Raw genomic sequence first — 25,823 nt, forward strand, 5'->3', positions numbered from 1 at the left:
CGCTCAACTAAAGGCTTTAGTGGAGATGAGATGCAGGTCAGCGCCTTGCGTGAGAGGTCTTGCGGGAGATCGCTAATGCGCTTTAGCCTTGATCGCTGAAGCGCATTAGTTCCTGGACGTGTTGTATGTTCTCGGCGGTGGGTTCACCGCCCGGGCGAGAGGGAGTGGCACCGATGCCGGCCAGACGGTCACCGGCGCGCCGGCCGACGATGAAGGACATCGCCCGGCGCGCGGGGGTCTCCGAGAGCGCGGTCTCCTTCGCGCTCAACGGGCGGCCCGGAGTCTCCGAGGTCACCCGTGAGCGGGTGCGCAGGGTCGCGGAACAGCTCGGCTGGCGGCCCAGCACGGCCGCCCGCCAGCTCTCCGGGGAGGGCGCCGCCACCGTCGGCTTCGTCGTGGCCCGCCCGGCCGACACCCTGGGGGTGGACTCCTTCTTCCTGCAGCTCATCTCGGGCATCCAGGAGGTGCTGGCGGAGCGTCACCTCGGGCTGCTCTTCCAGGTGGTGGAGAGCGTCGAGGACGAGTGCGCGGTCTACCGCCGCTGGTGGGCCGAGCACCGGGTGGACGGCGTCCTGGTGGTCGACCCGCGCGCCGAGGACCCCCGCCCCGACCTCCTGGGCGAACTCGGCCTGCCGGCCGTGGTGATCGGCGGCGGGCCCGACTCCCGGCAGCCGGGCACCTCCACGGTGTGGGCCGACGACGCCGGCGCGATGGCCTCCCTGGTGGACCGGCTGTACGAGCTCGGGCACCGGCGCATCGTGCACGTCGCCGGACTGCCCCGGCTCGCCCACACCGAGCGCCGCATCCGGGCACTGCGCACCGAGGCCGAGCGGCACGGTCCGCAGGCCCGCGTCCACTCCGTCACCACCGACTACTCGGACGCGGAGAGCGCCGCCGCCACCCGCCGCGTCCTGGGCGCCGCCGAACCGCCGACCGCGCTCGTCTACGACAACGACGTGATGGCCGTCGCCGGACTCGCCGCGGCCACCGAACTGGGCTTCGCCGTGCCGGCGGACCTGTCGGTGGTGTCCTGGGAGGACTCCGCCCTGTGCCGCCTGGTCAAACCCTGGCTGTCGGCGCTGTCCCGGGACACCGTCGGGTTCGGGCGCACCGCCGCCGGTGAGCTGATGGCCCTCCTGGACGGCGGCCCGGCACGGACGGTCCAGGTGCCGGTGCCGCGACTCATCGAACGGGACAGCACGGGCCCGGCCCGCCCCCACTGACCACGCGGGCCGCTCACGTTCCCGCCCCCCCGGGGGTTGTCGATCGGCATCCGCAGGGCACCCGCAGGGTGTGCGACCGTGACTGACGGTCCCTCACATCGGAGGTGGAGAAGGATGACTGCGGCCGGAGAACACTACGGGACGAGGCAGGACGGGCGCGCGGCCCCGGGCGCGCGCCGCAACGGGTTCGGCATCGCGGCGCTGGTGCTCGGGCTGGTGGGCGCGGCCCTGTTCTGGACCGTCGTCGGCGGGATCGTGCTGGGCCTGCTCGCGCTGGTGTTCGGCGTGCTCGGACACCGCCGCAGCAAGCGCGGCCTGGCCACCAACGGGGTGATGTCCCTCGTCGGCGCGGTGATCGGCACCCTGGCCCTCCTCGCGTCCTCCCTGCTCCTCGCGCTGGGCGTGGCCGTGTTCAAGAGCGACGACTTCAAGAGTTACCAGGACTGCCTTCAGCACGCCGACACCAAGTCCGACCGGCAGCAGTGCGCCAAGGACTTCGACCGGGACGTCAGCGACCGCTGAGGCCGCGCGCACCGGGACCCCCGGACCGGCGCCGTTCCACCGTCGCACGTCCCGGCGGTGGAACGGCCGGGGGAGGGTAGAGGGGTGGCAGCGCCGGAGAGCGCGCGGACGTTGCGCACAGGAGGAACCGAGGATGACCGACGACGCCTACCTCGTATTGCTGGACGGTCCCGCCGGGGCACTGGGCGTGCCCCTCGCGGCCGTCGGGGAACCGGCCTGCATGGCGACCCCCGCCGTACAGGGGTGGCTGGACGCCCAGGGTGTGACTCCCTCCTCGCCGCGACTGCGGCTGCTGCCGCCGGAGGAGACCGCCGCCATTCCCGAGGGGGCCGAGCGGCTGCCCGTCCCCCTCGACGGGGAGGAGCTGAGCCTGCTGCGCCACCGGGCCGCACCGCAGGACATCTCCCGGATGGAGGAGGAACTGCTGGCCTACCGCTCGCACGCGGAGGGCAGGGAGGAACTGCTCGCCCGGGCCGCGGCGGCCGGGGTCCCGGCGCACCGGATCGCGGAGCTGACCGGGGAGGACCTGGTGGCGGTCAAGGCGTCGACGTCCTGACCGCTCCCGGCGGACCACCCCCCGGCCGGCCCCGCCGCCGGGGTCCGTGCGGCCCCTCAGCCCTCCGACACCCGGCGCAGCCGCCGGGCGAGGGCGTCCCTGTCGATCAGCGACCACACGGTCGCGATGCGGCCGTCCTCGAAGGTGTAGAAGACGTGCTCGGCGAAGGACACCCGCCCGCCGTCCGGGACGAAGCCGAGGAACTCGTGCCGGGGCGTGCAGTCGAAGACGAGACGGCAGGCGACCTGATCACCGGAGACCACGAGGAGCCCGACGTCGAACCTGAGGTCGGGAACGGCCGCGATGTCGGAGGCGATCATGTCCCGGTACCGGCGGCGTTCCATCGGCTCACCGTTGTAGGTGAGGGTGTCCCGCACGAAGTGCACGAGATCGTCGAGGCGGCGTTCGTTCAGGGCACGCAGGTAGGCGCGGTAGTGACTCTCGAGGTCGTGTTCCGTGTCCGCCATGTGCCCGCCCTTCGTCCCGTCCCGCCCGGCGTGGGACGTCCGTACCGGATCGTGAGCCACCGGGGCCCGGGGCCCGGGGGACCCGCGCCCGCATCCTAGGGCCCGTCCGGACCGGAGCCGGCTCGTCGGTGGCACGTGTGGCTCACCTCACCGGGGACGGTGAACGTGGGGGAACAATACGGGGCGGCCGGCCGTTATCTCGTATGTGACTGCGGAGGGAACAGTGTCCCCGGGCCTCACCCTCCGCCCATGGGGAAGATCGTTCGGCTGAAGCCCCATGGAGCCTTTCGCCGCGAGGCGACCGCCCTCCGCATGTCACCCCGTACGAGCCCCGGCCGGCCTCCCCCGTCCGGCCGGGGCTCTTTTTTCATGCCCGGCCACCCGTGGGCGCCCTCCCGACCGGGTACCCGTCGGGGAAATGCCGACCACACACCCCGCGCCCGTCCTGTACGTCCGCCACGAGCCCGCCGGCCCGCACGCCGTACGTACCCTCGGCGCCGGCCGCCCCGGCCCCGACGGCCGGCCGGTGGTGCTCGTGCCCGGCCTCGGCGCTCCCGGCTACCTGCTGCGCGCCGCCCGGTGCTGCGCCGCGCGCGGACCGGTGCGGCTGCTGGACGTCCCCGGCTTCGACGACCCCCGGGGACCCGTGCGCCCCGCCGCCCTGCACCCGCTCGCCGCCACGGTGGCCGGATGGCTGGCCGCCACCGACGGGCCCCCGGTCGTCCTCGCCGGGCACTCCACCGGCGCCCAGGTCGCCCTGCGCGCGGCCACACTGGTCCCGGAGCGGGTGCACGCCCTGGTGCTGCTGGCCCCCACCTTCCCGCCCGCCCTGCGGCGCCCCCTCCCGCTGGCCACCGCGTTCGCCCGCACCGCCCGGTGGGAATCGCCCGCCGTCCTGCCCACCCTGCTGCCCTCCTACGCCCGGGCGGGCACGGGGCGGCTGGTGCGCTATCTGCGCTCCGCCCAGGCGGACGCCCCCGAGGAGACCCTGCGCACGGTGTCCTGCCCGGTCACGGTGGCGGGCGGTGCCCGCGACGCGCTCGCCCCGCCCGGCTGGATCCACACCCTGGCCCGCCGCGCCCCGCACGGCACCCCCGTGGTCCTGCCCGGTGCCCACGCCTTCCCGCACGCCGACCCGCACCGGAAGGGCCGGGTGCTGACCCGGGCACGGGGTTCCTGAGCCCTGACACGCGTGGGGGCCGCCACCTCGGGTACCGGAGCACTCCGTCGCGGCACGGTACCGCGCGAAGCACCAGGGAGCGGGACATGGGCCGGACCACAGCACACCGGGCGGACGGGGACGCCGCCCGCCTCCGCGAGCGGGCCGCGGAGGTCTTCGGCTGGGACCGCCTGCACCCCGCCCAGCTCGCCGCCATGGAGGCGGTGCTGGCCGGCACCGACACCCTCGTCGTCATGCCGACCGGCTCCGGGAAGTCCGCCATCTACCAGGTGCCCGGCACCCTGCTCGACGGGCCCGTCGTGGTCGTCTCGCCCCTCCTCGCCCTCCAGCGCGACCAGATCGCCGGCCTGCCCGAGGGCACCGGCGCCGTGGCCGTCAACTCCGACCTCACCGCCGCCCGGTCCGAGGAGGCCTGGCAGGAGGTCGAGCGGGGCGAGGCGCGCTTCGTCTACGTCTCGCCCGAGCAACTGGCCAAGGACGAGGTCCTCGACCGGCTCGCCGCCACCCGCCCCGCGCTCCTCGTCGTCGACGAGGCCCAGTGCGTCACCTCCTGGGGCCACGACTTCCGCCCCGACTACCTGCGCCTGGAGCGGGCCGCGCGGCGGATCGGCAGGCCACCGCTGCTGGCCCTGACCGCGACCGCCGCACCGCCCGTGCGCAGGGACATCGTCGAGCGTCTCGGCATGGAGGAGCCGCGCGAGCTGGTCACCGACTTCGACCGGCCCAACATCCGCCTCGAGGTCACCCGCCACCGGGACGAGGACGCGCGCCGCCGGGCCGTCGTGGAACAGGCCGCCGCCCGGCCCAAGCCCGGCCTCGTCTACGCCGCCACCCGCAAGGACACCGAACGCCTCGCCGAGGAGCTGGCCGCGCTCGGACTGGCCGCCGAGGCCTACCACGCCGGTCTCCGGGCCGCCGAACGCGCCCGCATCCACGACGCGTTCCTCTCCGGCGAGGCGGACGTCGTCGTGGCGACCTCGGCGTTCGGCATGGGCATCGACAAGGAGGACGTCCGCTTCGTGCTGCACGCGGCGCTGCCGGGCTCCCTGGACGCCTACTACCAGGAGATCGGCCGCTGCGGCCGCGACGGCGAACCGGCTCTGGCCGCCCTGCACTACCGGCCGCAGGACACCGGCATGCAGGCCTACTTCGCCGGCCGCGCCCCCGGCCACGACACCCTTGCCGAGGTCGCCGGCGCCGTCCACGACCGAGGCGGCGACGGCGACGGCGAGGGTGACGGCGCCGACCTCGACGGGCTGCGCGAGGGCACGGGGCTGTCCAGGAAAAGGGTCACCACCGCGGTGAACCTCCTGGAGGAGGCCGGCACGGTCACCACCGGCGCCGACGGGGAGGTCGCCCCCGCCCCGGGCACACGGCCCGAGACGGCCGTCGCGCGGGCCGAGGAGACCGCCGAGGCCCACCGGCGCACCGACCGCTCACGCGTCGAGATGGCCCGCGCCTACGCCGAGACCACCGGGTGCCGCCGTCGCTTCCTGCTCGGCTACTTCGGCGAGGAGTACGAGGCGCCCTGCGGCACCTGCGACGTCTGCGAGGCGGCCGAGCGCGAGGGGGGAGAGGGGGGCGAGGGCACGTCGGAGGCCGCGCCCCACCCGGCCGCGGCCGGTTACCCGGTCGGCTCCCAGGTGCGGCACGACCAGTGGGGCGAGGGCACGGTGCTCAGCGAGGAGGGCGACCGCATCACGGTCCTCTTCGACACCCACGGCTACCGCACCCTCTCCCTGGAGACGCTGGCCGAACGCGAGGGCCTGCTGGAGGTCGAACGGCGCCCCGGGCCGGACGAGTCCGCCGCCTCCTGACCAGAGCGCAGGCCGGGCGTCGTAACCTGGGCCCGTGTCCGGCGCCCTCCGTCCCCAGTCCCTCATGCTCACCTTCCTCGGCGACCAGGTGCTGGGCCGCGGCGTCCGCGTCTACACCGGAAGCGTCATCGAGGTGTTCCGCAGCGTCGGGGTCGGCGAGCAGGCCACCCGTTCCACCCTCACCCGGATGGTCGGCCGGGGGCTGCTCCACAGGCAGCGGGAGGGCCGGCGCACGTATGTCGGGCTGACCGCACGGTCGGAGGCCATCCTGCGCGACGGGGAGCGGCGCATCTGGGGGACCGGTGCCGTCAACCGCGACTGGGACGGCACCTGGACGCTCCTCGGCTTCTCCCTCCCCGAGTCCTGGCAGCGCCAGCGGCACGACCTGCGCTCCCAGCTCACCTGGGCCGGCTTCGGACCGCTGTTCAGCGGGCTGTGGCTGGCGCCGGGCGAGGTCGACGTCTCCCCTCTCGTGGGCGAGTTGGGCCTCGGCGCCCGCGTGAAGGTCTTCCGCGCCACGGCGGACGCGGGCATGGACATCGCCGAGATGATCCACGACACCTGGGACGTTCCCGAACTCGCCGCCCGTTACCGGGAGTTCGACGAGACCTGGCGCCCCCTGCGCACCGCCGGGGCGGCCTCGGCCGGCGGTGACGCCCTCGCCGCCCGGCTGCGCCTCGCGACCGAGTGGCTCGGTGTCATCCGGGCCGACCCCCGGCTCCCCGTGCGCCACCTTCCCCCGGACTGGCCGGCGGCGCGAGCGGAGGAGACCTTCCGTGCGGTCCACGCCCTGCTGGACGCCCCCGCCCGGGACACCGCCCGCCGCCTGATCCAAACGGTCCCGGCCCTCTAGCCTCGCGTGATCCAAACGGTCCCGGCCCTCTAGCCTCGCGCGCCCCGCCCTCCGCCCTCCCTCGCCCGGTGTGGCGCGTCGCCGTCATGATGTTGTGCATTCCATTGACTGGGGTGAGAAAACAGCCCTACATTCCCCGAGTCGTTCGTTCAGTGCACTGATCATCGCCGTCGCCACCGGCCCCTCCGCACTCCGGCTCCCGCACTCCGGCTCCCGCACTCCGACCGCCCCCGACGACCCTGGGATCGCCCATGTCCGACACCTCCGCGGCGCCGCGCGGCTCGCTGCCCCTCGGTACGCTCCTCGCCGGCTGCCTCGCCGTCTGCCTGGCGCAGATCGGCCTCGCCATGCCGGCCACCCTCAACGGTCTCTTCCAGGAACACCTGCACCCCGTCGGCTCCCAACTGACCTGGATATCGGACGCGTTCCTGCTGCCGGTCGCCGTCCTCGAACTCTCCTTCGGGGTCCTCGGCGACCTCTTCGGCCGCAAACGGCTCCTGGTCGGCGGGGCCGCCCTGCTGTGCGCGGGCGAGCTCGTCGCCGCCACCGCCTCCGGCATCCACCAGCTCTGGACCGGGCAGGCGCTGGCCGGGCTCGGCGCGGCGGCGCTCTTCCCCACCTCCCTCGCCATGATCGCTGCGGGCACCCGCACCGGCGCCCAGCGCGCCCGCTCGATCGCCCTGTGGGCCTCCAGCCTGTCCGCGGGCGGATTCCTGGCCCCGCTGATCGGCGGCATCACCGGTACCTACGGCTCCTGGCGCTCGGCCTTCGTCGTGGTCGTCGTCCTGGCCCTGATCAGCGCGCTCGTCAGCGGCCTGTTCGCCACCGACTCCCGCTCCCCGGAGGGCCGTTCCCTCGACATCGGCGGTCAGCTCGCCATCGGCGTCGGCCTGTTCGCCCTGCTCTACGCCGTCATCCAGGGGCCGGAGGACGGCTGGGACTCGACCCCCGTGATCGCCGCCTTCCTCATGGCCGCCCTCTTCCTCGTCCTGTTCGTCGCCGCCGAACGGCGGGCCCGCTCGCCGCTGCTGCGGCTGGAGCTGTTCCGCAACCGCTCCTTCGCCGTGGCCTCCGTCGTCGCCGTCGTCGGCATGTTCAGCTTCCTGGGCACGGCCTACGCCGCCAGCATCCGGCTCGGCCCGATCCAGCACCAGAGCCCCATGCGGACCGCGTTCGCCTTCCTCCTGCTCAACGCCATCACCCCGGCCCTGACCCCGCTCACCTCACGGCTGCTGCACCGTCTGCACGCACGGGTCCTGCTCACCGCGGGCCTCGTGCTCATGGCCGCGGGCGACTTCCTCGCCGCGGGACTGGACGTCGACGACCGCGCGCTGCCCTCGCTGATCCTGCCCCTCGGACTCGTCGGCTGCGGCTTCGCCCTCACCGTCTCGTCCATCACCGCGACCGCCGTCAACACGGTGCCCGTCCCGCTCGCCGGCATGGCGAGCGCGGCGACCAACCTGCTCCGCGACTTCGGCTTCACCCTCGGCCCCGCCGTGATCGGCGCGGTCGCGCTCAGCCAGGCGGCCTCGCGCGTGAACGGCGCACTGGCCGACGCCTCCTCGCTGGACGCGGAGTCCAGGGCGGCCGCGCACGAGGTGCTCGCCGAGGGCGGCCCCCTGGCCCTCAACTCGGTGCCGCCCGCCTCGCCGCCGGGCGCCGCCCGGGAGTACGCGCTCGACGCGCTCGGCCACGGGTACGGCATCGGCTTCGTGGTCTGCGGCTGCGCAGCCCTCCTCTCGGCGGTGCTGGTGGCCACCGCCCTGCGCGGAGGCAAGGCCGGGCCCGAGAAGGAGGACCCGCTGCTCGACGACCACCACTCCGCCCCGGCGGCCACCTGAGCGCACCCCTGCCCGCCGACTTCCCCGCGTGGCCTCTCCCTCCCCGCCCCGCGGGGAAGGAGAGGATGTGATCACGGAGCAGTCCCGCGGCGGTGACGGAGGGTGAGCCCATGCGAGCGGTGGCCCGGTTCGACGCGTACCAGCGACGCCACCGCTGGGTGGGGCTGCCGCTCGCCGTCGTCTACAAGTTCTTCGACGACCAGGCCACCTACCTCGCCGCCCTCCTCGCCTACTACGCCTTCCTGTCCCTCTTCCCGATCATGCTGATCCTCGTCGCCGTCCTCGGCACCCTGCTCAGCCACAACCCCGGGCTGCAACAGGACGTGCTGGACTCCGCGCTCGGCGAGTTCCCCGTCCTCGGCGACCAGATCGCCGAGAACATCCACTCCTTCCACGGCAACGGACTCGCCCTCGCCGCCGGTGTCGCCGGCAGCCTCTACGGCGCCCTCGGGGTCGCCCAGGGCGCACAGCACGCGCTGAACAAGATCTGGGCGGTGCCCCGGTACGCCCGCCCCGATCCGCTCCGCTCCCGGCTCAAGGGGGCCCTGTTCCTGTCGGTGCTGGCGCTCGGGCTGTGCCTGACGACGCTGCTGTCGGTCACCGTCTCCGACGCGAACGTCTTCGGCACCCGCCTGGCCACCGGCATCCGGGTGAGCGCCGCGGTCGGCGCGATCATCCTCAACGCGGCGCTGCTCCAGCTGAGTTACCGGGTCCTGACGCACTGCAGGCTGCCCCTGCGGCACATGAACGGCGCGGCGCTCGGCGGGGCCTGCGTCTGGCAGGCGCTCCAATGGGCCGGCTCGTACTACGTGCAGGACGTGCTGCGCGGCGCGACCGCCACGTACGGCATGTTCGGCATCGTCCTCGGTCTGCTGGCCTGGATCTACCTCGGCGCCCTCGTCTTCCTGATGACGGCCGAGGTGAGCGCGGTGCGCGTACTGCGGCTGTGGCCGCGCAGCCTGCTCACCCCGTTCACCGACCGGGTGCGGCTGACCCGGGGCGACCGCCGCGCCTACCGGGCGTACGCGAGGACCGAGGCGTTCAAGGGCTTCGAGCACGTCGAGGTGCGCTTCGGCACCCCGCCGCCGCCCTGGCCCGCGCCCCTGCCCGGCGACCGTCCCGAGGACGAATCCCGGTAGACGCTTGGCACCGCTATTTGCAGTGTGCAATGCTCCGTCGGGTCTGCCGGTGGCCGGGGCGCGGCCCGGTGCTCAGGAGTGACCTGTACCAGCGGCGGGGCGCTGGGCCCGCCGTCCGGCCACCGGCAGTCCTCTCAACCGCCCGAGGCGCTCACGGGTACGACACGACCGTGGACGGCACCGTCGACGTGCCCGAGGTGGGGGCGCCGATGTCGTTGATCACCCGCTCGTACTGCCCGGCCCCGCCCAGCGAGACCACCAGCAGGTCGTGGAACTTCACCCCCGGCGTGTTCGGAGCGGCGAAGCCGTGGTGCTGCACGATGGTCTCGTCGACGTTGTAGAAGCAGTAACTGCCCAGCCCCCAGCCCTCGTGGCTGGTGACCCGGTCGCCCACCTTGTAGGCGGCGTACCCCTTGATCGAGCCGTTCTGGATCGCCGCCTGGTTCGGGGCGTCGTAGGCCTTCTCGTTCTGGAAGAAGATCGTGCGTCCGCGCTGCCCGTTCCACTGCACGTCGTACTTGTTGAAGTGCTCCACGAACAGGCCGGTGGCCAGCACGTCGTCGCCGTTCACGACGAGGCCGTAGTCGGCCCGGTTGGTCTCCCAGCCCACACCGGTGCCGTGGTCGGCGCGCCAGAGCCAGGTGTGGTCGACGATGGTGTGCCTGCTGTTGATCACCATGCTGGTGGTCGCCCGGCCCGCGCCCGCCCCGCCGATGCGCACGAACACGTCCTGCACGGTGGTCGGGTTGGCGGAGTGGTCCTTCGAGGCGCCGGCCGGACCGACCTCCAGCAGGGTCGCGGAGTCGACCGGGCCCGCGTCGACGAGGAAGCCCGCGAGCCGCACGCCGTCGACGTCGGCGACCTTCACGGCGATGGCGCCGTTGTCCGGGACGAGCGTGGCGTAACCGAGGCCCAGGACCACGGTGTTGGCACGGTCCACCCGCAGCGGCTCGTCCACGTGGTAGATGCCGGGCGTGAGCAGCAGGTTGAGCCCCTGGGTGAGCGCCTGGTTGAGGGTGGCGGCGCTGTCGCCCGGGTGGGCGACGTAGAACCGCGTCAGCGGCAGCGAGGTGCCGCGGGGTGTGCCGTTGCCCCAGCTGACGCCACGGGCGTCGGTGCGCTTCTCGGGCAGGAAGACGTGGTACTCGCTGCCGCTCAGGTACAGGAACGGCTTCTCGCGGGAGACCGGGGTGGTGTTCAGCGTGGTGTACGGCGGGTCGGGGAAGCTCTGCGCCGGGGCGCCCTCGACGCCCGAGAACACCATGTTCCAGACGCCGTTGAGCCAGCTGCCGATCGCGCTGTCCCGGGTGTACCACTGCTGCTGGGAGTACGGCCCCACCTGGCCGTCGATCCGGGAGTCGGCGATGTAACCGCCGCTCGCCCAGCCGTACCCCGCGGGTTCCAGGTCGAGCCCGCCCCGTACGTGCATGCGCCGGAAGGGGGCCGCCTGAGCCACGGCCCACCGGTTGGTGCCGCTCACCGGCACGAGCGCGAGGTTCTCGGCCGAACGCCAGAAGTTCTGCGTGGCGTTGCCGTCGAACCAGCCGGCGTCGACCGTCACGTCCCCGTTGATGGTGGTGTCGTCGGGGGAGAGGCCGAGCCCGGCGATGGAGGTGTAGAAGCCGATCTGCGCGTTGAGCCCGTGGTACGTGCCGGGCTTGAAGAACAGGGCGTAGCGGCCGGTGTCGAACTGCGCCTTCTCCTGCTTGCGGAACACCTCGTCCAGCGTGGCCTGGATGTCGGGCGTGGACGGGTCGAAGACCAGCACGTTCGGGCCCAGATCCCCGCCGGCCGCGAGCCGGCGGGGGCGCGGGCGGGGCCGGGGATGCGGGGGCCGGTGGCCGGCGGGTGCGGCGGACGCCGGTGTGGACAGGGCGAGCAGAGCCGGCGCGGCGGCCGCCGCGGCCGCGGCGCCGAGGACGGCCCTGCGGCCCGGGGCGGGGTCGGAGGCGCCGGAAGGGGTGACGGGTGTGGCAGGCGTGGTGGGGTCCGGGGAGGACGAAGGGCGCATGGGGCGGCTCTCCTGAAGGGGGAGTGAGCGAACGGTTCAGGAACTGAACGATGTGCGGCTTTGAGAGCGCTCTCTTTTCGTGAATGCTTCATCTGGCCCGATCCGTGCGTCAAGAGCCGAGCGGCAAGTTTCTCCGGTGGCCCATGAGGAGACGTCAATTCGCCGCCGAAAGCGAGTTCTTGTCCCTTTCATGGCGGTCGGCACCGGACCGGCGACCTTCACGATGTCTTCAACACATGTGCGCCCCGGGGGCGGTCGCGAGCCTTGACGGACACGCGCGATCCGGCTTGACTCGCCTCCCGCGTCCGCCCCGTGTCACGGCGGCGGGCCGGAAAGCACCGGACCCCGCCGTCCGGGGCGGGGCCCGTGCTCCGTGTCCGCGGGGTGGGGCGTCGGCCGTCACTCCTCGGCGGCGTACCGTCGCATGCGCTCGTTGTGCCAGGCGATGGCCCGGCGCAGTTCGGGTTCGTGCAGCCCGGTGCGGCAGCCGAGCTGGTCCATGGTGAGCGTGGGCGGGCCCGTGGTGAGCACCCGCGTTATCTTCGCGGCCCACAACTCCTCCTGCACGTAGGGCCGTCGCAGGTACTGCCTGCGCAGCTCCTCGAAGTGCTCGTCGCCGCACGCGGTGAGGGCGCGCAGCCCGTCATAGCCGTCGTTCGTCGGATGGACGGACGAGGAGTCGGGCACGTAGCCGTGCTTGGCCTCGTCCTGCGGGAACGTCGCCGCGCACAGGTCGCACAGCTCCAGCGGGAGGATCCTGGCCGGTCGGGCGCCTTTCCTGCGCTTCCACATGGTTCCTCCAGGTCTCTTGTTCAGGCCGCCCTCTGCGAGGTGGCCGCATCGGGGCGGAGGTCCGCCAGGGTGAGCCGGTGCGCCGGTGGATCCGGCAGCACGACGTGGTGCGTGGCGTGCAGATCGGGGCCCACGTGCAGCAGTTCGCCCGGGTCCATCAGCCGCCACTGCGGGTTGTCGTCCATGCGTTCACTGGCGACCACCACGGCGGGCGACTCGGCCAGATGCGCGGAGTGGACCCGCAGATGGCCTTCGCTGCCGCTGTGGTCCAGGTGCCGGGAGCCGTGGTGGCCGCCCGCGTGCCGGCGCAACGTGTAGAGCCGGTGGGTCTCGGGGTAGCGCAGCGCCCACAGTTCGCCGGGGGTGGTGAGGATCAGGTTGAGGGCGTAGACGGGCAGGTTCTCCGCGATCCAGCCGACGGCGCTCTCGATTCCGGCGGTCACGTCGCCGCCGTGGCGGCGGATCTCCCGGGTGATCAGGGCGAAGCACCGCTCGGAGTCGGTGTCCCCGCCGACCAGGGCCCGGTCCTCGCCCAGGTGCGCCTCGAGCCGGTCGAGGCCCTCGACCACGCCGTTGTGGGCGAACAGCCGTCCCTCCTGCGCGAAGGGATGGGTGTTGCGCGTGTCCAGGCCGCCGGTGGAGGCGAAGCGGATGTGGGCGAGGAAGGTCTCCGACTCCACCCGCCGGGCCTCCTCGGCGAACGCGCGGTCCTCGCGGGCGGAGAGCGGGGCCTTGTGCACCACGGGAGCGCCGTCGGCGGCGTAGTACCCGAGACCGGTGCCGTCGGGGTCGTGACGGCTCTGCTCGCTGAGGCTGTCAGGGGCGTCCAGCAGCCAGAACGTGGCGCGGGTGCGCCGCGGAGCGCTGCTGAGACCGAACAGACGGCACATCGCTCTCCTCCTCCGGCTCGGACCGGGTCAGTGGCGGCCCGGGGTGCGCGGGTTCTTGGTCTCGGCGCCGTGGGCGAAGCCGCCCGCGTCCTCGGCGTCGCGGTGCGGTTCGTGCTGCTTGTCCAGCCGGGCGAGGACGCGACGCAGGTCCCGCAGCAGCAGGTCGGCCAGGTCGTGGCTGAAGCCGTTGCGCACCACGATCCGCAGCACGGCCAGGTCGGTGCGGTGCGCGGGGAAGGTGTACGCGGGCACCAGCCAGCCCTGCTCGCGCAGTCCCGCGGAGACGTCGAAGACGCTGAAGTGCTCGATCCCGTCCCGCAGCCGGAAGGCGAACACCGGGATGTCGCCGCCGTCGGTCAGCAGTTCGAAGGGCCCGAGGGCGGCGATCCGCCGGGCGAGGCCGGTGGCGACGTCGCGGCAGGTCTGCTGCACCCGCCGGTAGCCCTCGAAGCCCAGCCGCAGAAAGTTGTAGTACTGGGCGACGATCTGGGCGCCGGGCCGGGAGAAGTTGAGCGCGAACGTCGGCATGTCGCCGCCGAGGTAGTTCACGTGGAACACCAGGTCCTCCGGCAGGGCCGCCTCGTTCCGCCACAGGGCCCAGCCGACCCCGGGCATGACCAGGCCGTACTTGTGGCCGGAGGTGTTGATGGAGGCGACCCGCGGCAGCCGGAAGTCCCATTCGAGCTCCGGGTCGAGGAAGGGGGCGATCATCGCCCCGGAGGCGCCGTCGACGTGGATGGGGATGTCGAGCCCGGTACGGGACTGAAGATCGTCCAGGGCCGCGGCGATGCCGGCCACGGGCTCGTAGGAGCCGTCGAAGGTGGAGCCGAGGACCGCGACGACGCCGATGGTGTTCTCGTCGCACAGCTGCGTCGCCGTCTCCGCGGTGAGGTGGAAGCGCTCGCCCTCCATCGGCACGTACCGGGGCTCGACCTCGAAGTAGTCGGCGAACTTCTCCCAGCAGATCTGCACATTGATGCCCATGACCAGGTTGGGCCGGTCGGTGGGCCTGCCCTCGGCGCGGCGCCGCTGCTGCCAGCGCCGCTTGAGGGCCAGGCCGCCGAGCATCGCCGCCTCGCTCGACCCCGTCGTCGAGCAGCCGATCGCGCGCTGCGGGTGCTCGGCGTGCCACAGCCGGGCCAGCATGTGGACGCACCGGGTCTCCAGCTCGGCGGTCTGCGGATACTCGTCCTTGTCGATCATGTTCTTCTCGGCGCACTCGTTCATCAGCCGCCGGGCCTGGGGCTCCGCCCAGGTCGAGACGAACGTCGCCAGGTTCTGCCGGGCGTTGCCGTCGAGCATCAGCTCGTCGTGGATCACCTGGTAGGCGGTGTCGGGTTCCATCTCGGCGTCCGGCAGCGCGTACCGCGGCACCCGCAGAGGCTCCCGGCTGAAGACCGGATTGATCTCCAGATCACGGCTCGCACGGTCGTCGTCACCAGCGTGCTGCTCGGGCATGGGCGGTCCGCCTCTCCTCCGCTCGCCGGGTCCACCGGTTCGCTTCCCTCTGCGAGGAGTTCCCGCCGCCCGCCCCGCGAACCACCCACGGCGGACGAAAGAGGCTCCGGGACCCGGGGGACGACGCGTCCCGGCCCCCGTTCCGCGGTGGTGTCCCGCCGTGTCCACGTGGCCCCTTCCCCGGGCGGCCGAAGCGTTTCCACGGCCCGGATCACCCGGATGGGGGCCCTGACCGGGGCCCGGGGCCGCCGCCCGGGGTCTGCTGGAAACGGCGTCGTCCCAGGAGGTGGTGACCATGCACGAGATGCGCGTCGGTCCGGAACCCGGCAGTGGAAAACCGGTGTGGCACGTGGTGACCGAGCAGCGCGGCACCAGCCTGTGCGGTGCCGACGTCTCGGGCGGTCCGGCCGCGCCCGACCAGACGGACCACCACTGCCTGCCCTGCATGACCCGCTTCCAGCAGCTCCTGGAGGCGGGCCGGTGACGTCGTGCGGGGAGCGTGCGGCCCCGCCCTGAGCCTCCCGCGACCCGCCGTGGAGGCGGGTCGGCCCAGGTACCTCCGTGTGTCCCGCAGCAGACCGGGCAAGCGGTCCGGGTGCGTCCGGTGATCACCGCGGCGTGGCATTTCGCCCGGGCGGTACAGGAATGAAACCGCCCAAGCGAAGCAAACGGTACATGCAGGGCACGACGTGGAAAGGCGGCGGCGTGAGTGACGCGAGGCCGGACGGACAACTTTCTCCCCGGAACCGGACGAGGGTGCCGAAGAGCGTCGCGGAGCTGCCGCGGCAGGTCCGCGAGGAGCTGGCCTCCAGGCTCCGGCGCAACCGGCGGGCATTCCGCGCGGAGGACGTGCAGGTCGTGGAGGGGCCCCTGCTCAAGCGGGCCGTCGGCGCCTCGGCGCTCGGCAACTGCATGGAGTGGTTCGACTTCGGCGTCTACAGCTACCTCGCCGCCACCCTCGGCAAGGTCTTCTTCCCCGGAGCCTCGCCCGGCGCCCAGCTCATCTCCTCCTTCGCGACGTTCGCCGCGGCCTTCGTGGTGCGCCCGCTCGGCGGCCTCGTCTTCGGACCGCTCGGCGACCGGCTGGGCCGGCAGAAGGTACTCGCCACCACCATGATCATGATGGCCATCGGCACCTTCGTCATCGGGATCATCCCCAGCTACTCCACCATCGGCATCGCCGCGCCGATCCTGTTGCTGCTCGCCCGCATGATCCAGGGTTTCTCCACCGGCGGTGAGTACGGCGGTGCCACCACCTTCGTCGCCGAGTACTCGCCCGACCGCCGCCGCGGCTTCCTCTCGAGCTGGCTCGACTTCGGCACCTTCGTCGGTTACGCGCTCGGCTCCGCCCTGGTCACCGTGCTGAACCTGGCGCTCAGCGACGCCGACATGCTCGCCTGGGGCTGGCGCATCCCCTTCCTCATCGCCGGGCCGCTCGGTGTGATCGGCCTGTACATGCGGCTCAGGCTGGAGGAGTCCCCGGCCTTCCAGCAGCAGCTCGACGAGCACGAGAAGAGCCTCGCCCAGGAGTCGGCGGGCACGGAGTTCAGGACCATCGTCAGGGAGCACTGGCGGCCTCTGCTGATCTGCATGGGCCTGGTGCTCCTCTACAACGTCACCAACTACATGGTCACCGGCTTCCTGCCGACCTACCAGACCGAGACCCTGGGCCGCTCCAGCGGCTCCGCCGACGTGATGGTGCTGATCGGCATGGTGTGGATCGTCGTGCTGATCACCTTCCTCGGCCGGCTCTCCGACCGGGTCGGCCGACGGCCCGTCTACGCCGTCTCGGCGGTCGCGATGATCATCCTCGCGGTGCCCTCGTTCCTGCTGATCAAGACGGCGGGCACCTGGGCGCCGATCTGCGGGGTGCTGATCCTGTCCACGTTGCTCGCCGGGTTCGCCGCCCCGAGCGCCGCGACCCTGCCCGCGCTGTTCCCGACCGCCGTCCGCTACGCCGCCATGGGCATCGGCTTCAACATCGCCGTCTCGGCCTTCGGCGGTACGACTCCTCTGGTCACCGAGGCGCTGATCAACATCACGGGCAACGACATGATGCCCGCCTACTACCTGATCCTCGCCGGCGTCATCGGGCTGGTGACCGTCAGGTTCCTGCCCGAGAGCGCGCAGGTGCCGCTGCACGGGTCCCAGCCGATGGTCGGCTCCACGGAGGAGCGGAGCGAGCTGATCAGCACGTCGAAGGACCTGTACCACGTGGAACAGGCCTCCGGGGCGCGTTGAGGCCGCACCCGACGACCCGGACGTGGCCGAGGCCACGTCCGCCGCGTGGTCTGCGCCATATCGCGGGACGGGAGGGCGGGGATATCTTCCCGGTGTCCTCCCACCGCCCCCGCGATCGGAACGGCCCCGGCGTGTCCGCAGCTCTCTCCCCGCTCATCGCCGCCACCTCGCAGTGGCTGATGCTCGCCTTCCCGTCGGCCGGCACCGCGCTGGACTCCGCCCTCGCCGAGGTCCAGGCACGGCAGGCGGTGACCGTCGCCGCCTGGCTGCGCTACCCGACCGCGATCGACGCCGAGCTCGCCGTGATGGCCGGCCCCGGCGGCTCCGGCAGGCTCGACCGGCTCACCGGCCTGGAGATCATGGAACCCGCCGACGAGGCGGAATGGCTCGGCCACGCCTGGCGCACCTGGGTGGACGAGGTCGTGGCGAGCTGGGCGACCTGCCTGCTCACCGACCCGGACCTCGCCGGGGGCGCGGTCGCCGCGGTCACGGCGGGGGAGCACGGCGACGGTCTGCCCCTCGACTTCCGGCGGCTGCTCGCACCGGACGCACGGGACGTCCGGGCGGCGGCCCTGCTCCGCCACCCGGACCTGGTCTCACCGGTCGCCGCCCTGCACCGGGCGCGGCTGCTGGGATGCCTGGGACAGGGCGAGCGGCTCACGGCATAGCGCCCGCGGTGTGCGCACGGACCGCGTGCGGGTCCGTGCCCTCGGGCTCAGCCGACGTGGCGGGCCGGGGTCGCGTCCCCCGGGGAGACGGCGGGAGTGGGCCCCGGGGTCGCCGGGACCCGGAGCGGGGCGTCCTCCGACTGCTCCACCGTCGTGTCCTCGGTCCCGTAGCCCTCGCGCGAGCCGAGGGGCGCGCGTGAGGCGACCGTCCACAGCAGGACGACGGCGGTGGCCGCGCCGAGCAGCCGGGCGACCCGGCGGCGCCTGGCCCTGGCGTCCAGATCCCGCCAAAGGGGCCCGGCCGGGCGCTCCTCCGGCTGCCAGAGTTCCCCCACGGCCTCGTCGGCCGGGTGCCCTCCCCACTCGTCCGCCGTGTCCCGGCGCGAGCGCAGGACGGCCCAGGGGCCGGTGCGGGCGTGGCCCGGAGAAGCGGAGCGTTCGCTGCCGTGGCGGCCGGCACGGGTCGGGTCGGCACGGGGTGTCCGGGTGCCCTCTCCGAAAGGGCCGTCGGCGGCGGACGTGCCGGGGTCGGACCCACCGGCCCGTGAGCCGCCGGAGCCGGGCCCCGACACCTCGGGCCCCGACGCTTCGGGCCGTGACGCTCCGGACCCGCCGGCCTGGGGTTCGATCCGCGCCCCGTCCGCCCGTTCCCGCGCCGAGGGCTCCCGGGGCGCCGAACGCGCGATGGCCCGCTCCGTGTCGTGGGCGAAGCGCGCCCACACCTCGTCCGGTATGGCGGGCGTGCCGCCCTCGTCCTTGCGGGAGTCCCCGCCCCCCGCACCCTGATCGGTCACGACCGTCCCGCTCCCTGACTCGTCCGCCCCGCCCCGGCCCGCCCCCACGGAGAGGCCGGGGCGCGGGGCTCCGAGATTTTCGCACGGACGGGCGCCCCGCGCCGACCGGGTCCGACGGTGCCCCGCGTCGACGGGGTCCGGTGGTTCCTGTGCGGGCCGGGTCTGGCGGTGTCTGTGCGGGCCGGGCTCGGCGGTCCTCGCGTCGGCCGGGTCTGGTGGTTTCTGCGCGGGCCGGGTCTGGCGGTGTCTGTGCGGGCCGGGCTCGGCGGTCCTCGCGTCGACCGGGTCCGGTGGCTTCTGCGCGGGCCGGGTTCGACGGTGCCCCGCGTCCACGGGGTCTGGTGGTTCCTGTGCGGGCCGGGTCTGGGGGTGTCTGTGCGGGCCGGGTTCGGCGGTCCTCGCGTCGGCCGGGTCTGGTGGTTTCTGCGCGGGCCGGGTCTGGCGGTGTCTGCGCGGGCCGGGTTCGACGGTCCCCGCGTCGGCCGGCCCCGGCCGCCCCCGCGACGGCGGGCGGGACGGCCGCACGCGCGCGTCGTTTACCGGGCGCGCCGCCGGGTCACCCAGGGGTGACCACGCGGATGCGAAGGCAGGCGGCCGGGCGGGACCGGCCGGATCGACGGGAGGGGACAGCACATGACGCGCAGCGGACCCGAGCCCTCCGGCGGCGTCCCGGCCGTGCCGCCGGATCCCGACTGCCCGGTCGACGCCGTCGACGTGCACGCCTTCGAGGTGCCCGTCGACGGCCCCGGGGGCACGGAGCAGGACGGCACCCTCGACTGGCACTCCACCACCATGGTGCTGGTCCGGGTGCACGCGGGCGGCCGTACCGGCATCGGCTACACGTACGGCGACCTCTCGGTCGCGGCGTTCGCCGAGTCCGTGCTGGCACCCGTGGTGCGGGGTGCCTCCGCCGCCGCGCCGGCCGCGCTGTGGCAGGCGATGGGGGTGCGGACACGCAACGCGGGCCGCCCCGGCGTCGGTGCCATGGCGGTCTCCGCCGTCGACGTGGCGCTGTGGGACCTCAAGGCCCGGCTGCTGGACCTCCCGCTCGTCCACCTCCTCCCGGCGTACCACGAGCGCGTGCCGGTCTACGGCAGCGGCGGCTTCACCAACTACCCGCTCGACCGGCTCACCGACCAGCTCGGCGGCTGGGCCCGGCAGGGAATCCCCCGGGTGAAGCTGAAGACCTCCCGGGAACCCGGGCGTGACCCCGCGCGGCTGACCGCCGTGCGCCGGGCCCTCGGCGACGAGGTGGAGATCCTCACCGACGCCAACGGCGCGCTGGGACGCAAGGAGGCCCTGTACTGGGCGGGCCGCTTCCACGAGGAGTGGGACGTGCGCTGGTTCGAGGAACCCGTCAGCTCCGCCGACCTGGAGGGCCTGCGGCTGCTGCGCGAGCGAGGCCCGGCACGGCTGGAGATCGCCGCGGGCGAATACGCCTACACCGCGCGGGACTTCGTCAACCTCGTACACGCCGGCGCGGTGGACTGCCTGCAGGCCGACGTCACCCGCTGCGGCGGGATCACCGGGCTGCTGGAGATCGCCGGTCTCTCGGCCGCCGAGCACCTCGATCTGTCCGCGCACTGCGCCCCGGCCGTCTCCGCCCACGCCTTCTGCGCCGTGCGCCGGGCGCGGCACCTGGAGTACTTCCACGACCATGTCCGCGTGGAGGGGCTGCTCCTCGACGGCACCCTGTCCCCGGCCGGGGGTGCCCTGCGGCCCGACACCGGCCGCCCGGGACTGGGCCTCGACGTCAAGTGGGCCGACGCGGAGCCCTACCGCGTGCACGGGACGCGCCCGGTCTGAATCCGGCCGGGCTCGGGGGGCACCGCCCCGTGCCCGTCTCCCCGGGCTGCGCCGTGGATCGCGTCCCGGTGCGGCGCCTCGGCATCGAGAAGCCGGAAAACATTGCCTGAGTCCGGCAATGCGCGGCCCTTCTCCGGATCGGCATGATGAGGCCCGGGGGAGCACGGGGGACGGTCCGGGTGCCGGGCACTGGCAGGTGCCCGGCGCCCGGACCGGTTGTGTCCCGCCGCGGTGCCGCAGTGCCGGCCCGCCGACCGTTCCACCGCGCGGACCCGGGACGAGGGGCTCAGGGCCGCCACCGAGAGGAGTGACCGTGGCCTTCCTGGTGCCGCTCGCCGCCGCCGTCCTGGTCGTCGCCGTCAGCACCGCGATCATGGTGCGCAGGGACCGCAGACGCATGCCCATGAGCGCGGACGGACGGCGCGTCGAGGCCGTCTCCGCCCGCGGACCGCGCGAGAACCACCGTCCGGCCCGTGCGGCCACGGGCCGGCGTCCCCGCGAGCGCGCGTGAACCCCCTGCGACCTGCTGCTGTCAGCAGGCCCCTTTACCCTGTTCCCACGCACGCGGCTCCCGAAGCCGCGGCGTACGGGTGGGGGGAGAGAGCGCTGAGGACGGGGGCGGACATGGCGGGGGCCGATGCGGGCGAGGAGGAACTGGCGAAGTACGCGCGGATCCTCAGGGAGGTCTGCGCGACCGGCAGACGTCTCACCCGGGACGAGTTGGAGTCGCTGCGGGCGCAGGGTGAGCGCGCGGCCGAGGCGGGACACGGGCTGCGCGCCCTCGTCCGCCGGCACCTCGCGGTCACCCGGGAGCTCTGGCCGAGCCTGCCCGCCACCGGCACCGACCGCCTGCTCGCGGTGGTCGAGCACGCGGTGGACGCCTTCGCCGAGGGACACGAACGCGCCCAGAAGCTCGCGATGCGTCAGGAGGAGGCGGCCCGCCGCGAGTTCATCGACGACCTCCTCTACGGCCGCAGCGACCTGGGCCGGCTCTCCGAACGGGCCGAACGCTTCGGTCTGCTCTTCTCCCGCGCCCACGCCGTCGCCGTCGCCGTGGGCGAGCGCGCCGTGGACGACACCCATCCGGCCACCCGGCAGGTCGAGACGGCCCTCGTCGCCCGCTTCGGGGAGCGGCGCATCCTGCTCACGACCAAGGACGGCCGGCTGATCTGCATCGCCCCGGGCGACGAGAGCGAGGTGCTCGCCTACTTCGCGAAGCAGGCCCACGCCTGCCTGGACGGCGGCCAGGTCGGCCTCGGCCGCGCCCACCCCGGGGCCGGGGGAGTGGTGCACTCCTACGAGGAGGCACTCAACGCCCTCCATCTCGCCGAGCGGCTCGACCTGCGCGAGCCCGTACTGCACGCCGCCGACCTGCTCGTCTACCCCGTGCTTGCCCGTGACCGGCAGGCCATGGCCGATCTGGTGCGGCACGCCCTCGGCCCGCTGGAGGCCGCGCGCGGCGGGGCCCGCCCGCTGCTGGACACACTCACCGCCTACTTCGACTCCGGCTGCGTCGCCGCCGAGGCCGCCCGCCGGCTCAGTCTCAGCGTCCGCGCCTTCACCTACCGGCTGGAGCGCATCCGCAAGCTCACCGGCTCGGACCCCACCGATCCCGTGCACCGGTACACGCTGCAGACGGCGGCGATCGGCGCCCGGCTGCTGGGCTGGCCCGAGTCGGAGGTGTGAGGCGGGGCCGGGCCCGAGTGACCGGCCCGCGCCGGGGCGCGCCGGCCGCACCCGGGCGCCCCCTCACCCCAGCGCCTGCTCCGCCCAGATGACCTTCCCCTCGCGCACGTACCGGGTGCCCCACCGCGAGGCGACCTGTGCGACGAGGAACAGTCCCCGTCCGCCCTCGTCCGTCGTCGCCGCGTACCGCAGGTGCGGCGAGGTCCCGCTGGCGTCGAACACCTCGCAGATCAGGCTCCGGTCCCGCAGCATCCGCACCCGGATCGGACCGCTGCCGTAGCGGATCGCGTTGGTCACCAGCTCGCTCAGGATCAGCTCCGTGGTGAAGACCAGCTCGTCCAGCCCCCACTCGGCCAGCCGCCGCGAGACCTGGGCGCGCACCGCGCCGACCGCCGCCGGATCGCAGGGCACGTCCCACTCCGCCACGTCCTCCGCGCCGAGCGCCCGCGTACGCGCCACGATCAGGGCCACGTCGTCGTTCTGGCCGTCCGGCAGCAGCGTCTCCAGCACGGACCGGCAGGTGGCGTCCACGGACTCGTCGCCGGACGCGGCCAGCGCCCGCCGCAGCTCCTCGAGACCGGCGTCGATGTCCCGTTCCCTGCTCTCCACCAGGCCGTCCGTGTACAGCACCAGTCGGCTGCCCTCGGCCAGCTCCACCTCGGCCGTCTCGAAGGGCAGACCGCCGAGGCCGAGCGGGGGACCGGCCGGCACCTCGGGGAAGACGACCTCGCCGTCCGGACCCGCGACCGCGGGCGGCGGATGACCGGCGCGCGCCATGGTGCACATCCGGGAGACCGGGTCGTAGATCGCGTACAGGCAGGTCGCGCCGGTGATCGCGGCGGCGTCGTCCTGCGCCTCGTCCTGGTCGATGCGGTCGACCAGCTCGTCGAGGTAGGCGAGGATCTCGTCCGGCGGCAGGTCGAGCGCCGAGAAGTTGCGCACCGCCGTGCGCAGCCGCCCCATCGTGGCGGCGGCGTGCAGCCCGTGCCCGACCACGTCCCCCACGACGAGGGCGACCCGGGCGCCGGACAGCGGCAGCACGTCGAACCAGTCGCCGCCCACCCCCGCCTGCGCCGGGAGGTAGCGGTGGGCGAGGTCCAGGGCGCTCTGCGCGGGGAAGTTGCGCGGCAGCAGGCTGCGCTGCAGGGTCACCGCCATCGTGTGCTCACGGGTGTAGCGGCGCGCGTTGTCGATGGAGACCGCCGCCCGCGCCACGAGTTCCTCGGCGAGGACCAGCTCCTCCTGGTCGAAGGGCTCCGGCCGCTCCGAGCGCCAGAAGTTGACCACACCCATCACCAGCGGGCCCACCCGCAGCGGCACGGTGATCAGCGAATGGATGCCCCGCTCCATCACCTGCGCGGAACGCTCCAGGTCCTGCGCCTGCCAGCCGGGGGCCCGGGACAGCTCCGGTATGAGGAGCGCCGTGCCGGTGCTCAGGCTGCGCGCCTGCGGGGAGCTCGCGACGAACGTGATGCGCTCGCCCACCGGGTACAGCGGCGCGTCCTTGCGGACACCGCAGAGCGCCGAGCGGCGCAGCGTGCTGCCCGCCTTCGGCTCCTGGCCCTCCAGCACCTCGGGGGAGAGGTCCACGCTGACGAAGTCGGCGAAGCGCGGCACCGCCGTCTCGGCCAGCTCCTCGGCGGTCCGGGTGACGTCCAGGGTGGCGCCGATCCCGACCCCGGCGTCGTACAGCAGCCGCAGCCGCTCGCGCGCCACCTCGGCCCTGCCGGACAGGGCCCGCAGCTCGGTGGTGTCGCGCAGCGTGGCGACGCTGCCGAAGGGGCCGCCGCGCAGTTGGGTGGGCCGCTGGCTGACCGCCAGCAGCCGGTCCTCGACCAGGTGCACCTCGTCCGTCGCCACCCGCCGGGACGCCAGCAGATCGGCCATGTCCGGGACGAGGCCCAGCTCGTCCACCCGCCGGCCCTCGGCCGCGTCCGGCAGGTCGAGCAGCCGGTGCGCCTCGTCGTTGGCGAGGACGAGACGCCCCCCGCCGTCGACGATGACCACGCCCTCGCGCACCGCGTGCAGCACCGCGTCGTGGTGCTCGTACATCCGCGTCATCTCGGCCGGGCCGAGGCCGTGCGTCTGGTGCTGCAGGCGGCGGGTCACCAGGGCCGTGCCCGCCGTGGCCAGGGCCATCGCGACGCCCGCGGCGCCGAGCAGGAGGGGCAGTTGCCGGTCGGCGGCGCCGCCGATGTTGTCGGTGGTGACGCCCGCCGACACCAGCCCCTCCACCGAACCGTCCGGGCCCTCGACGGGGACGACGGCCTGCACCAGCCGGCCGATCGTGCCGTCGATCTCCTCGGTGACGGGCCGTCCGGCCAGCGCGGGCGCCACCGTGCCGACGAACTTCTTCCCGATGCGGTCCGGCTTGGGGTGGGTGAAACGGATCGCGTCGGTGTTCATGACGACGACGAAGTCCACGTGCGCCTTCCTGCGCACCTCCTCCGCCCTGGGCTGCAGCACCTTGGTGGGATCCGGGCCGTGCAGTGCCTGGAGGGTGCCGGGCGCGTTGGCGAACGTCTCGGCGACGGCGAGGGACCGGTTGCGGGCCTCCTCCGTGCTGTCGTGACGCACCTGCAGCACCAGCGCGATCACCGAGGCGACGATCAGCAGCATGACGATGACGGCCTGGAGGAGGAACACCTGTCCGGCGACGCTGCGGCCGCCGACCGCCGCGCGCACCCCGGTGAGGGGACGCCGGCCGCGAGGGCGGGCGGAGGACGGCGGAGCATGCTCCTCCACGCGACCGGCACGCGAGGCGCCGACGCGGCGGGGCGGCTGAGTCCGAGATCGACCCGGCAGTCGGACCATGCCCCATGTCTACACTGCGCGCCGCCCCGAGGCGAGGGTCACCCTGGAAGGGAGAGGGACGCGTTACCCGCCCACTTCCCTCTCCCGCCCGGCGAAACACGTCATTGCCGAAACGGCAAGGATGTTTGCCCCGTGCGCCGACCGGGTCGCACGCTTCCTCCACGGGCACCGGACATCCCGGCGCCGCACCACGCCGACGCACACAGGAGGGCCCCATGCGACCCACTCCCACCAGCGACCCCGCCGCCTTCTGGGAGGCCCGCTACCGGGACAACGGCCGGGTCTGGAGCGGCCGCCCCAACGCCCCGCTCGTCCGGGAGACGGAGGGACTGCCGCCCGGCCGCGCCCTCGACCTCGGCTGCGGCGAGGGCGCCGACGCCGTCTGGCTCGCCTCCCGCGGCTGGCGGGTCACCGGCGTCGACATCTCGGCAACCGCCCTGGAACGCGCCGCCGCGCACGCCGCCGAGGCCGGACTCGCCGACCGCACCACCTGGGAGCGGCACGAACTGGGCCGCTCCTTCCCCGAGGGCACCTTCGACCTGGTCAACGTCGAGTACCTGCAGTCCCCGGTCGCGCTGGACCAGGACGGGGCGCTGCGCCGGGCGGCCGACGCCCTCGCCCCCGGCGGGACCCTGCTGATCGTGATGCACGCCGGGTGGCCCTCGTGGCAGGAGGAGCCGCCGTTCGAGGCGGAGTTCCCCACGCTCGACGGGCTGCTGGAGCGGCTGGCGCTGCCGGAGGAGGAGTGGGTGCTCGAGACGAAGGAGACACTCCGCAGGCCGAGCACCTCCCCGGACGGGGCGGAGGGGTTCCGCGAGGACCACGTCTGGCGGCTGCGCCGGACGGGCGCGGCCCCGCGCTCGGCGACCTGAAACGGGGCCGATGCGGCGAGGGACCGGCGGGGTGGCCGGCCCTCGGGGCCGTCGGGGGTGGCCGGGCGCCTCGGTGACCCGCCGGCCGGGCCCCCGCCGGACCGCCGCCCCCGTCGGGAGGGATCCACGGCCGGGCGGTGTCGGCCGGTGGGGCGCGGGCCGGGGTCCCGCGACGTAACGTGCAGTCGCACGG

22 protein-coding genes are annotated in these 25,823 nt (G+C 73.9%); 15 read left to right on the plus strand and 7 right to left on the minus strand.

Going from position 1 to position 25,823, the window contains the following annotated elements:
- The first annotated feature begins 173 nt into the window (after positions 1 to 173).
- The 3 genes from OHB09_RS31060 to OHB09_RS31070 all read left to right on the plus strand — a co-directional run bounded on the left by OHB09_RS31060 (position 174) and on the right by OHB09_RS31070 (position 2,301).
- Positions 174 to 1,223 (plus strand): LacI family DNA-binding transcriptional regulator, encoded by a 1,050-nt coding sequence (locus OHB09_RS31060; RefSeq protein WP_191853636.1) that lies wholly within the window; start codon positions 174 to 176, stop codon positions 1,221 to 1,223.
- Positions 1,224 to 1,337: 114 nt separating this feature from the next.
- The gene (locus OHB09_RS31065) at positions 1,338 to 1,745 is read left to right on the plus strand and encodes a DUF4190 domain-containing protein (protein ID WP_093594614.1); all 408 of its coding nucleotides are present in this window, start codon (positions 1,338 to 1,340) and stop codon (positions 1,743 to 1,745) included.
- A 133-nt stretch (positions 1,746 to 1,878) separates the two neighbouring features.
- Positions 1,879 to 2,301 (plus strand): DUF6003 family protein, encoded by a 423-nt coding sequence (locus OHB09_RS31070; protein WP_319119595.1) that lies wholly within the window; start codon positions 1,879 to 1,881, stop codon positions 2,299 to 2,301.
- A gap of 56 nt (positions 2,302 to 2,357) precedes the next feature.
- Here OHB09_RS31070 and OHB09_RS31075 read toward each other — a convergent pair whose 3' ends face one another.
- Positions 2,358 to 2,768, minus strand: a complete 411-nt coding sequence (locus OHB09_RS31075) for an ester cyclase (protein ID WP_006139990.1) — start codon at positions 2,766 to 2,768, stop codon at positions 2,358 to 2,360.
- A 418-nt stretch (positions 2,769 to 3,186) separates the two neighbouring features.
- Here OHB09_RS31075 and OHB09_RS31080 point away from each other — a divergent pair, with 418 nt between their 5' ends.
- From OHB09_RS31080 to OHB09_RS31100, 5 genes are all read left to right on the plus strand, one after another.
- A complete protein-coding gene (locus OHB09_RS31080) occupies positions 3,187 to 3,948 on the plus strand; it encodes an alpha/beta fold hydrolase (protein WP_328922894.1) in 762 nt (253 codons plus the stop codon).
- An 86-nt stretch (positions 3,949 to 4,034) separates the two neighbouring features.
- Entirely contained in the window at positions 4,035 to 5,765 is a 1,731-nt protein-coding gene (locus OHB09_RS31085; RefSeq protein WP_328922895.1) for a RecQ family ATP-dependent DNA helicase, read from the plus strand.
- Between the two features lie 34 nt (positions 5,766 to 5,799).
- Positions 5,800 to 6,618, plus strand: coding sequence for a PaaX family transcriptional regulator (locus OHB09_RS31090; RefSeq protein ID WP_309486409.1), 819 nt, complete (start codon positions 5,800 to 5,802; stop codon positions 6,616 to 6,618).
- 251 nt (positions 6,619 to 6,869) lie between these two features.
- Positions 6,870 to 8,459 (plus strand): MFS transporter, encoded by a 1,590-nt coding sequence (locus OHB09_RS31095; RefSeq protein ID WP_328922896.1) that lies wholly within the window; start codon positions 6,870 to 6,872, stop codon positions 8,457 to 8,459.
- Between the two features lie 110 nt (positions 8,460 to 8,569).
- Positions 8,570 to 9,598, plus strand: coding sequence for a YihY/virulence factor BrkB family protein (locus OHB09_RS31100; protein WP_191853640.1), 1,029 nt, complete (start codon positions 8,570 to 8,572; stop codon positions 9,596 to 9,598).
- Positions 9,599 to 9,749: 151 nt separating this feature from the next.
- Here OHB09_RS31100 and OHB09_RS31105 read toward each other — a convergent pair whose 3' ends face one another.
- The 4 genes from OHB09_RS31105 to OHB09_RS31120 form a co-directional block, all read right to left on the minus strand.
- Positions 9,750 to 11,609 carry a coagulation factor 5/8 type domain-containing protein gene (locus OHB09_RS31105; protein WP_328922897.1) on the minus strand — a complete coding sequence of 620 codons (1,860 nt, stop codon included), beginning with the start codon at positions 11,607 to 11,609 and terminating at the stop codon, positions 9,750 to 9,752.
- 399 nt (positions 11,610 to 12,008) lie between these two features.
- Positions 12,009 to 12,401, minus strand: a complete 393-nt coding sequence (locus OHB09_RS31110; RefSeq protein ID WP_191892160.1) for a hypothetical protein — start codon at positions 12,399 to 12,401, stop codon at positions 12,009 to 12,011.
- A gap of 20 nt (positions 12,402 to 12,421) precedes the next feature.
- On the minus strand, positions 12,422 to 13,291 hold the full coding sequence (locus tag OHB09_RS31115) for a class II glutamine amidotransferase (RefSeq protein WP_319119573.1): 870 nt from the start codon (positions 13,289 to 13,291) through the stop codon (positions 12,422 to 12,424).
- A 27-nt stretch (positions 13,292 to 13,318) separates the two neighbouring features.
- Positions 13,319 to 14,749 carry a glutamate decarboxylase gene (locus OHB09_RS31120; RefSeq protein WP_191853643.1) on the minus strand — a complete coding sequence of 477 codons (1,431 nt, stop codon included), beginning with the start codon at positions 14,747 to 14,749 and terminating at the stop codon, positions 13,319 to 13,321.
- A 295-nt stretch (positions 14,750 to 15,044) separates the two neighbouring features.
- On the opposite strand from OHB09_RS31120, the gene OHB09_RS31125 reads away from it, so the two are divergent.
- The 3 genes from OHB09_RS31125 (at position 15,045) to OHB09_RS31135 (ending at position 17,658) form a co-directional block, all read left to right on the plus strand.
- Positions 15,045 to 15,233, plus strand: a complete 189-nt coding sequence (locus tag OHB09_RS31125; protein ID WP_006139979.1) for a hypothetical protein — start codon at positions 15,045 to 15,047, stop codon at positions 15,231 to 15,233.
- Between the two features lie 191 nt (positions 15,234 to 15,424).
- A complete protein-coding gene (locus tag OHB09_RS31130; RefSeq protein ID WP_319119575.1) occupies positions 15,425 to 16,990 on the plus strand; it encodes an MFS transporter in 1,566 nt (521 codons plus the stop codon).
- 131 nt (positions 16,991 to 17,121) lie between these two features.
- The gene (locus tag OHB09_RS31135) at positions 17,122 to 17,658 is read left to right on the plus strand and encodes a hypothetical protein (RefSeq protein ID WP_006139977.1); all 537 of its coding nucleotides are present in this window, start codon (positions 17,122 to 17,124) and stop codon (positions 17,656 to 17,658) included.
- Positions 17,659 to 17,705: 47 nt separating this feature from the next.
- Here OHB09_RS31135 and OHB09_RS31140 read toward each other — a convergent pair whose 3' ends face one another.
- Complete coding sequence (locus OHB09_RS31140; RefSeq protein WP_328922898.1) at positions 17,706 to 18,452, minus strand: hypothetical protein; 747 nt, start codon at positions 18,450 to 18,452, stop codon at positions 17,706 to 17,708.
- A 633-nt stretch (positions 18,453 to 19,085) separates the two neighbouring features.
- On the opposite strand from OHB09_RS31140, the gene OHB09_RS31145 reads away from it, so the two are divergent.
- The 3 genes from OHB09_RS31145 (at position 19,086) to OHB09_RS31155 (ending at position 21,944) form a co-directional block, all read left to right on the plus strand.
- Positions 19,086 to 20,258 (plus strand): enolase C-terminal domain-like protein, encoded by a 1,173-nt coding sequence (locus OHB09_RS31145; protein ID WP_328922899.1) that lies wholly within the window; start codon positions 19,086 to 19,088, stop codon positions 20,256 to 20,258.
- Between the two features lie 313 nt (positions 20,259 to 20,571).
- The gene (locus tag OHB09_RS31150; protein ID WP_234528195.1) at positions 20,572 to 20,769 is read left to right on the plus strand and encodes a hypothetical protein; all 198 of its coding nucleotides are present in this window, start codon (positions 20,572 to 20,574) and stop codon (positions 20,767 to 20,769) included.
- 113 nt (positions 20,770 to 20,882) lie between these two features.
- Positions 20,883 to 21,944 carry a PucR family transcriptional regulator gene (locus tag OHB09_RS31155; RefSeq protein WP_006139973.1) on the plus strand — a complete coding sequence of 354 codons (1,062 nt, stop codon included), beginning with the start codon at positions 20,883 to 20,885 and terminating at the stop codon, positions 21,942 to 21,944.
- 63 nt (positions 21,945 to 22,007) lie between these two features.
- Here the strand turns inward: OHB09_RS31155 and OHB09_RS31160 are convergent, their stop codons facing one another.
- Positions 22,008 to 24,758, minus strand: a complete 2,751-nt coding sequence (locus OHB09_RS31160; RefSeq protein WP_328922900.1) for a SpoIIE family protein phosphatase — start codon at positions 24,756 to 24,758, stop codon at positions 22,008 to 22,010.
- A gap of 215 nt (positions 24,759 to 24,973) precedes the next feature.
- Between OHB09_RS31160 and OHB09_RS31165 the strand changes: the two genes are divergently transcribed.
- Positions 24,974 to 25,630: a class I SAM-dependent methyltransferase gene (locus tag OHB09_RS31165; protein WP_006139970.1), complete on the plus strand. Its 657-nt coding sequence runs from the start codon at positions 24,974 to 24,976 to the stop codon at positions 25,628 to 25,630.
- Positions 25,631 to 25,823: the final 193 nt, after the last annotated feature.

The sequence above is a fragment of the Streptomyces griseoaurantiacus genome (assembly GCF_036189845.1).
GTDB classification, from domain to species: Bacteria; Actinomycetota; Actinomycetes; order Streptomycetales; family Streptomycetaceae; genus Streptomyces; species Streptomyces griseoaurantiacus.